The sequence below is a fragment of the Halorubrum sp. 48-1-W genome (assembly GCF_003287355.1).
Classification (GTDB): Archaea; Halobacteriota; Halobacteria; order Halobacteriales; family Haloferacaceae; genus Halorubrum.
On sequence record NZ_QMIM01000057.1, the window covers coordinates 1 to 7,907 of the forward strand.

Annotated in this window: 7 protein-coding genes; 3 read left to right on the forward strand and 4 right to left on the reverse strand. The window is 52.3% G+C overall.

Going from position 1 to position 7,907, the window contains the following annotated elements:
• Positions 1-484: 484 nt before the first annotated feature.
• The 3 genes from DQW50_RS17375 to DQW50_RS17385 form a co-directional block, all read right to left on the reverse strand.
• Positions 485-1,717 (reverse strand): MFS transporter, encoded by a 1,233-nt coding sequence (locus DQW50_RS17375; protein WP_241964480.1) that lies wholly within the window; start codon positions 1,715-1,717, stop codon positions 485-487.
• A gap of 290 nt (positions 1,718-2,007) precedes the next feature.
• Positions 2,008-2,574 (reverse strand): peroxiredoxin, encoded by a 567-nt coding sequence (locus DQW50_RS17380; protein ID WP_112080514.1) that lies wholly within the window; start codon positions 2,572-2,574, stop codon positions 2,008-2,010.
• Between the two features lie 315 nt (positions 2,575-2,889).
• Positions 2,890-4,047: a PotD/PotF family extracellular solute-binding protein gene (locus DQW50_RS17385; protein ID WP_198664720.1), complete on the reverse strand. Its 1,158-nt coding sequence runs from the start codon at positions 4,045-4,047 to the stop codon at positions 2,890-2,892.
• Between the two features lie 369 nt (positions 4,048-4,416).
• Here DQW50_RS17385 and DQW50_RS17390 point away from each other — a divergent pair, with 369 nt between their 5' ends.
• The 3 genes from DQW50_RS17390 (at position 4,417) to DQW50_RS17400 (ending at position 7,246) form a co-directional block, all read left to right on the forward strand.
• The gene (locus DQW50_RS17390) at positions 4,417-5,502 is read left to right on the forward strand and encodes an ABC transporter ATP-binding protein (RefSeq protein ID WP_112080515.1); all 1,086 of its coding nucleotides are present in this window, start codon (positions 4,417-4,419) and stop codon (positions 5,500-5,502) included.
• 122 nt (positions 5,503-5,624) lie between these two features.
• Positions 5,625-6,425 carry an ABC transporter permease gene (locus tag DQW50_RS17395; RefSeq protein WP_241964481.1) on the forward strand — a complete coding sequence of 267 codons (801 nt, stop codon included), beginning with the start codon at positions 5,625-5,627 and terminating at the stop codon, positions 6,423-6,425.
• Complete coding sequence (locus tag DQW50_RS17400; protein ID WP_112080517.1) at positions 6,422-7,246, forward strand: ABC transporter permease; 825 nt, start codon at positions 6,422-6,424, stop codon at positions 7,244-7,246. Before DQW50_RS17395 ends, DQW50_RS17400 begins: the two co-directional genes overlap by 4 nt.
• A gap of 406 nt (positions 7,247-7,652) precedes the next feature.
• Here the strand turns inward: DQW50_RS17400 and DQW50_RS17405 are convergent.
• Positions 7,653-7,907 (reverse strand): M20/M25/M40 family metallo-hydrolase (locus DQW50_RS17405; protein ID WP_114526143.1); only part of this gene is annotated, 255 nt, incomplete at its 5' end.

The window sequence follows — 7,907 nt, forward strand, 5'->3', positions numbered from 1 at the left end:
TAGACACACCTTCAGCAAGCAGACGCCTCAACTAACCGGCTTTGTGATGTACTGATGATTGATTTGTGATCACCTCAATCAAAGCAGATGAGAGCGTGATGTTACGCGACTACACTGAAGAGACCATACTGAACTCGCACGGACTCGACGAGACGGAAGAAAAATTAAGTGACCTGCTCTGTTGAATTCGTAGAAGGAGGTAGGATAGCGTCGACTTTACACTGACGGCGAAGCGGAAGTGCTGTACCTGTCGTTTGTGGGAGTCTCCGTGGCAATATGACGTGAAATGTTTTGAGAGTCTGCGACAATCTGCTATCCGGGGGTACATGTTACCATCGATGTCATGTTACCGACCGGGAATGGCATGGCATTACTAACACCGCTCGGCTCGCCGCCTACGCTCGCTGAAAACGGCGATGTTCGTCGGTACGGGATAGCGTGTGGTCTCTTGATGCTCATGAGTCGGTACGCTAGCCGCACAACGCTAGCTTGGCCGTCGAATCCGGTGAATCCAGAGTGCGCACGCGAGGGCCGCGAAGCCGGCAACTGTGGCGATACCGAACGCGACACGATAGCCTGTAAAGGAGTACACAGGCGTGCCATCGACAGTCTTCCCGGTCCAGAAGACATCGAGCACCACACCCATTACTGCGGGCACGACGGCAGCGCCGAAGTAGCCGACGCTGTTTATTGTCCCGCTCACCGTTCCGCTCACCTCGTCGGGATGTCGCTGACGCCCGACGGTGAACACGAGTGACACGCCGCCATTGACGAACATGGCCATAAAAAAGAGAATGCCGACGAAAACGAGAGGCGGAGTCCCGAGAGCTGAAAGGGTGCCGAAGACGACACAGAACACGAGTGTCGAGATCAACACTAGCGCAGTGTGAGCGGCGGTACGGTCCGCAACCCACCCAAACAGCGGTGAGCCAATAAGGAGGCCAACGTTGCCAGCGAGGACATACAACGACGCGCGCGCGACAGAAAGGTCGTAGAGGTGGACGAGATATGGGACGCCCCACAGGCCGATGATAGTGAAGTTGACGCCGAGGATCAGAAAGTTGAGAATGCCGAGGGCCCAGACGTCCGAGCAGCTAAGGACGGACCGCAAGTCGTCACGGAGTGAAGTAGGTCCATCGTCGGCGGTTAGTTCTGGTGACTCGTCGTCGGTTGTATCGACCGGTCGGTCACGGACCGACAGGAAAATAAAGAGAGCGCTGACGATACACAATGATCCGATAACGAGCATTGATGACCGCCACCCGATGACAGATGTAGCGATGGCGAGCGGTGTTGTGGCGATGATACCACCGAGCGCTGAAACGCCGATAGTCAGGCCCGTCACGGTTGCGTACTCATCCGATCGGAACCATGTCACGGCGAATCGGAGGATCGCGAGGAAGATGACGCTCCCGCCGAAGCCTACGAGTGCACGAGCCAGAAAGCTCACGAGGAACGAGTCACTCATTGCGAACGCCACGGCACCGAACCCCATGACGAATGTGCCTGTCCCGGCGACGCGGCGCGGGCCGTACCGGTCTGCAAATACCCCGGCGGGCAACTGCATGGCAGCGTAGAGGTAGAAGAACGACGAGTGGAGCAACCCGAGTTCAGTTGCTGTGACGTTGAACGCGAGCGTCAGCGACTCCGCCAGTACCGCCGTTGAGACACGAGTGAAACTCATAAGCAAGTACGCGAACGCGAGAACGCTCCACATCACCCATCGGATGTGGCGTGTGTTGAGTCGCGTCAGCACCATCGTCTCAAAGTACTGGTCAACTTGTCTGTCATTCCACGGTGGTTGAGAGTGGTGCTCGGGGTGGCCACTACCGTTTTGAGGAGTGTTTCCGTGTGCTCCCGCTGTAGAGAGTCTTGTCGTGCGGACCAACGAAGGTGAGACACGCGTCGGAGTCGCGCCAGAGGTACTGTTGAACTTCGAAGACGGCTACAGGCGTAATTGGGTTGAGTGAAAAGAAATAAAACCATACACATAGTAGTGTAGACGATCTAGTGGGGATTGTTCCGTATCCATTCTAGGACTTCGCTTGCGTGTTCGTCCGGTGGGAAGATCGGATAAAAGACATGTTCGATACGTCCTTCGGAGATGATCAGCGTCAACCGCTTCAGATACTCGTTGCCCTCGATGGTGAACGTCGGCAAGTCAAGTTCGTCTGTAAGTTCCCACTTGGCATCGCTGAGCATCTCGAAGGGGAGGTGTAGACGGTCACGTGCCTCTCGTTGGTACTCGATTGACTGCGTAGACAGTCCGAATACCCGTCTGATTCCCTCATCTCGAAGTTCCTCGTAATGGCTCTGGAAACCACGTGACTCAGGAGTACAGCCACGGGCACCGGGAACGTCTTCCCACCCTTCGGGGATTACGTCCTTGTCTGGCCGTCCTGTCTGTGGGTAGATATATATAATCGTTTGAGGCGGGAGTTCCTGGAGGTTAACCGTCGTGTCGTCGGTCGCTGGGAGAAACACGTCGCATATCTTCCTCCCTTGGAGGTGGTCAGCTACACCGTCGTCCTTCGGTACTGGGAGGTCGTCAGGTAACGGGAAGTCTTTAGACATTGTGCTACACTGTAGACCCAAAATAAATAAATATTCGCTTAATTCTGTATTTTTGAATCTCATTCAACAATCGGATCATTATTTGTGTGATATTCATCTGATATGAACGTACTTGATTTCGTATAAAAATGAGACGATGTAGTTACTCTGGACAGCTGTTCTTATGAACTGAACGAGACCGATCGCTACGCCTTCAGCGAGTTTAACAGAGCAGAATAATCAAGGTACAATTCCCCGTTCGATAGTGCTCCGATACTGATTCGAAACACGGAATCGAATTCGTTGCTAACGTGTTCTCGTGTCAATTAGCCGCTTTTATGCCGCCTGTACCTCCGTCCAGACTTCGTCGTACTGTTCTTGAACGTCGTCGGGGAGCGGCCCCGACCAAATCAAGTTCTCGAATATTTCGTCTCCCCAGTTGACGTCTTCGATGAGTCCCTCTGGGATCCGATCGTCTTGTGAGAGTTCTTCTGACAAATTGTTGATCGGTGGCTTGTAGTTCATGATGTTCACAAATTCTCGGAATGAATCCATACTCAACATCATGTTCAAGAAGTTGATCGTGTTGCGCGGGTTTGGCCCCTCAGGAACAACAATTAGATCGATCCCGAACATCGACCCTTCTTCGGGTACGGTCCACGAAACGTGATCTGCATCATGGCCGTAATTCGCGATGTTGATCCGACCACTGGTGTGAGTTCCGAGGATGATGTCCTCGTTAATGAACGCCTGCATGTGGGACTCGTGTTCGGTCCCATAAGTCGTCAATAACTCCTTCTGGTTGATCAGTACCTCTTGGAGTTCGTCGAAGTCATCGGGATCGTTTGGATCCTGGCCCGTGTATAGAGCCGCAAGCTTACCCGGTGCGGACGAGTAGTGCGCCATTATCGCCATCTCGTCTGCGTACTCGTCATCCCAGAGAACATCCCACGAGCTCGGTGGCTCGTCGAAGTGCTCGTTATTATACACGAGAGATGGGAACACACTCATCGAATGGGGTATCGCGTACACGCCTTCGTCACCCGATAAGTTGTCGAGGATGGGTTGAGTGAACCGTTCATCGAGGTTCTCCCAGTTCGGGATCCGATCGTACGGGATCTCTTGGAGGAAGTCTTGATCGATTCCACGTTCCGTCCACTCCGCTGTGGTTCCAATGTTATCGATCTGGTGGTCGCCGGACTGTAGTTGGGAGAACCACTGCGTCGGTTGTGAGTAGCCTTCAACTGTCGTCGAGACGTCCGGGTACTCTTCCTCGTACTGTTCTGCTCCCCACTCAACCCACTGTACGTACCAGTTCCAGATGTTCAGTTCGCTCTCCTGGTTTTCGGTGGGGACTTCTTCGATGTCCATCAAACTGATGTCTTCCAGTTCCTCGTCCCCGCCACCACCCATACAACCACTGAGGGCAGCGACACTTCCTGCGCTACCCGCCGCTTTCATCAATGTCCGCCGATCTATGTTATCTAACGGCATACAATCGTGAACAGTAACGGTTATACTTATAATTTCCTATCAACCTACCGAAGGTTACATAATAGTACAAATAGTCATCGTTCTAATTCATACAGTCACTAACCGATTTGGATCAAACAGAAATTCCGATAGCGTCCTTTCGAGGGTGTGGGATCGACATTGGTGTTCTCACATCGGCTCGGTAACGCTGGTAACGCCGATCGGAGTGAGAACGAGATCATTATTGTGATCTAATATTGTATTGCTATTTGTGCTCTGTCTACAACCCACATACGTTACTTTTATCAAGGGTTGGTGAAAACCCGGTGATGAAACGTGTCCCAACTATTTCGAATAAATCCGTATGAAAGCTAATTCACATACAAACCAATGAGCATATTAACAATAGACGATCTACGAAAGGAATTCGGCTCCCTCGTCGCCGTAGATGGGGCAAACTTCGAAATCGAAGAGGGTGAATTCGTTTCAATTCTTGGACCCAGCGGGTCCGGTAAATCAACCATCCTCCGGATGATCGCTGGTTTCGAGAATCCTTCGGCTGGAACGATTACCCTATCCGGTGAAGACATTACGGATCAACCCCCGTTCGAACGCGACACCAACATGGTGTTTCAGCACCTGGCATTGTTTCCCCACCTGACGGTCGGGGAGAATATCGAATATGGGTTGAAACAACGTGATGTCGACAAAGCCGAGCGCAAGGAGTCCGTCGAAGAAATGTTGGAGATGGTTCAGTTGGGTGGATATGCCGATCGAGACATCTCGGAACTGAGTGGTGGTGAACAACAGCGTGTCGCACTCGCCCGTGCCATCGTCAACGAGCCCGAAGTCGTGCTCTTCGACGAACCCTTGGCATCACTGGATCGCAAACTCCGCCAGCACATGCAGTTCGAACTCCAGCGGATCCAAGAAGAGACTGGAATTACGTTCCTTTATGTCACACACGATCAGGAGATCGCCCTCTCGATATCCGACCGAATGGTGATACTCAATGATGGTGTCATTGAACAGATCGGATCGGTCGAGGAACTGTACGATTCCCCAACATCCGAATTTGTAGCGGACTTCCTCGGTGACCTCAACTCCATCTCGGCACGCGTCTCGGCGTTAACTGAGGATCAAGTGACATTCACTGCTCGGGACCTGGATTTCACTTACTCTCGTTCGGAACTTCAGATTCCGGGCGGGATCTCCTTACAGAAGGATGATCAGGTCGATCTGTGTGTTCGCCCATACGATACCCGAGTTCAGCGGGAGGCAGTCGACGGTTCGATCACCGGAACGATACAGAATCGTATGTACCGTGGAAACGAAACCGCTTATGTGGTCGATACGTCATGGGGTGAGTTCCTCGTTATTGACGAGGAGCAAACGACTGACATCGATATCGATACCACGGTCTCCATGGATTGGGATGGGAGTAATACGTTTGTGTATGCTGTTGAGGGGAGTTGATCATGTCGCTGTCTGCGATCAGCACCTACCTCGGAAACAGTTCACTCGTACGCAGATCACACACGTTCTTCCGTGATCACCCGCGAGCCCGACTATTTATACTCGTCGGGTTACCCGTTCTCATGCTGATCAGCTTCTTCGTTTTACCGCTTATATCGATGTTTTCGCTCTCCTTACTCGATGGACTCCCACCTGGTGGTACGTTTACGTTAGATAATTACGCCATGGTGCTTAATGATAGGTATCTCAGCGTTCTCTGGCGTACCGTCTCGTTAACGGCACAGACGACTTTCGTTGTCACCGTCCTCGGATACTCGCTTGCATACAGTATGGTTCGATTCACCAAACGGACCACGTTACTCCTACTGTTGATCATTCTACCTTTCTGGACGAACTACATCGTCCGAATGTATGCCTTGATCAACATCTTTCAAAATGGAGGAGTACTCAGTTGGGTACTGAACCTGTTTGGTGTCGTCGACGAAACGATGGGAATTCTCTACACAAACGAAGCCGTACTACTCGGACTAACATACGTGTGGCTTCCACTTGCTACGCTACCGTTTTACGCCTCACTCACGAACTTCGATACGGACTTGATCGACGCCTCGAAGGATCTCGGTGCGGGACCTATTAAAACATTCTTTACGGTGACCCTCCCTATGACATTTAATGGTCTAATGGCCGGTATCGTTCTCGTGGCGATCCCGGCGTTTGGCTCGTTTGTTACGCCGGGACTTCTCGGCGGGACTGAACAAGTGATGGTCGGGAACATCATCGACCAACAATTTAATCAGGCGTTTAATTGGCCGTTCGGAGCAGCCCTCGGAATCGTGATATCCGTCTTCATGATTCTACTTCTCGTCGTCAGTGCGATGGTCGGTACTCGGGCTGTCGCCGGGCGGGGAGGTGAAAACACATGACTGGAATCGGTGGACGACTCGAACGGTTTGCTCACGAATACGGTGTCCGAATCGGACAGATCACGACAGTTATTGTGATTCTTGCACTCTGGCTCCCGATCTTGATCGTTGCGTTCATGTCGTTTGCCGCGGACGGTGTGCTTTCGTTCCCACCGTCCGGACTCACGCTGGACTGGTATTTCGTCTTCCTCAATAACGACTCCGCGATCGATTCGATACTTACAACACTACAGATAAGTATCGTTGCAACGCCGATCACCGTCGCGCTCGCAACCATGCTTTCGTACGGTATCGGTCGATATGACTTCCGTGGGAAAGACACTCTCCAGATCCTCGTGTCATTACCGCTTATCGTTCCGCTCCTCGTAGTCGGTATCTCGCTTACACTGTTCTTCGGATCCCTCCAGCTTGGTGGTGGGTTCGGACCGATCGTCGTCTCACACGTTATCCGAACATTGCCGTTCGCCGCGCTTATCATCCTGCCGACCTTCCTCTCGTTCGATCAGAGTCTCGAGGAAGCGTCGAAGGATCTCGGCGCTAACGAAATTCAGACGTTCTTCCAAGTGACGCTTCCGAACATCTTGCCGGGAATGATTGCCGGTGGTCTCCTCGCGTTCACCATCTCGTTCAACGAGTTCGTCTACACCTACTTCGTCCGTGGAACCGGCGTGGAGACGATGCCGATCTATCTGTGGAACCAGATCCAGTACACGGCGACGCCCGAAGTGAACGTGCTCAGTGTTGTCTTTCTCCTGGTCGCCGTGATGATGGTACTCACGGCAGTCTTCGTGACGAACGTCGAACGGATTGCCCAAACGTAACCTTCGGTTCGCGCGAAGATTTTTTATCGATTTCTTGTAGAGTGTATCGATACGAATCTCAAATAACGAACACAGTCGCGGACCGATCACGACTTGGTTAACTCACAAAGTTCCTGAGTAGCGAACGATATGGTAAATCGCTGGAATAGTCCATCAAAAACCTCACAAACGTGCGGTTCTGTACACGGATATGGGTGTCAGACAGCTCCGCTTGACGAACGCGTCGTTGTCGTGGTCCTTCTCTCACGGGAGAACCCTTCGTTCAATAGAGCGCGTTCCAGACCGTCTCTAAGATCAAGTGAACCGTCTCCGAACCATATTTTGATCATCAGCAAAATAAAACAGCCTGACACCGGCCAACGATCACTACTACCTCAGGACGTCGAGAAAGCCGATGACAGGCTACTTATTTGATGTTTTTGACGCCACACCAGTCCATAGCAGTTGTTGCGAGGATCTGTGCCGTCTCTACCAGTGAGTCGATCTCCGCGTATTCGTCGGGACCGTGAGCACGGTCGCCGCGCGGACCGACGCTCGGACACGGAATGTCGTAATACCGGTTGTAGAACCGCTCGTCGTTGCCGGCGAGTCCACCACGGTTGTCGGCCTTGCCGCCAGTGACGTCCTCGGTTTCCGTACAGACGAGCTTGAAGAACTCACT

Coding starts and splice junctions, on each gene's coding strand:
- DQW50_RS17380 (WP_112080514.1), bottom strand. CDS start 2,574: ATGTCTAAAGACTTCCCGTTACCTGACGACCTCCCAGTACCGAAGGAC.
- DQW50_RS17390 (WP_112080515.1), top strand. CDS start 4,417: ATGAGCATATTAACAATAGACGATCTACGAAAGGAATTCGGCTCCCTC.
- DQW50_RS17400 (WP_112080517.1), top strand. CDS start 6,422: ATGACTGGAATCGGTGGACGACTCGAACGGTTTGCTCACGAATACGGT.
- DQW50_RS17385 (WP_198664720.1), bottom strand. CDS start 4,047: ATGCCGTTAGATAACATAGATCGGCGGACATTGATGAAAGCGGCGGGT.
- DQW50_RS17395 (WP_241964481.1), top strand. CDS start 5,625: ATGCTGATCAGCTTCTTCGTTTTACCGCTTATATCGATGTTTTCGCTC.
- DQW50_RS17375 (WP_241964480.1), bottom strand. CDS start 1,717: ATGTGGAGCGTTCTCGCGTTCGCGTACTTGCTTATGAGTTTCACTCGT.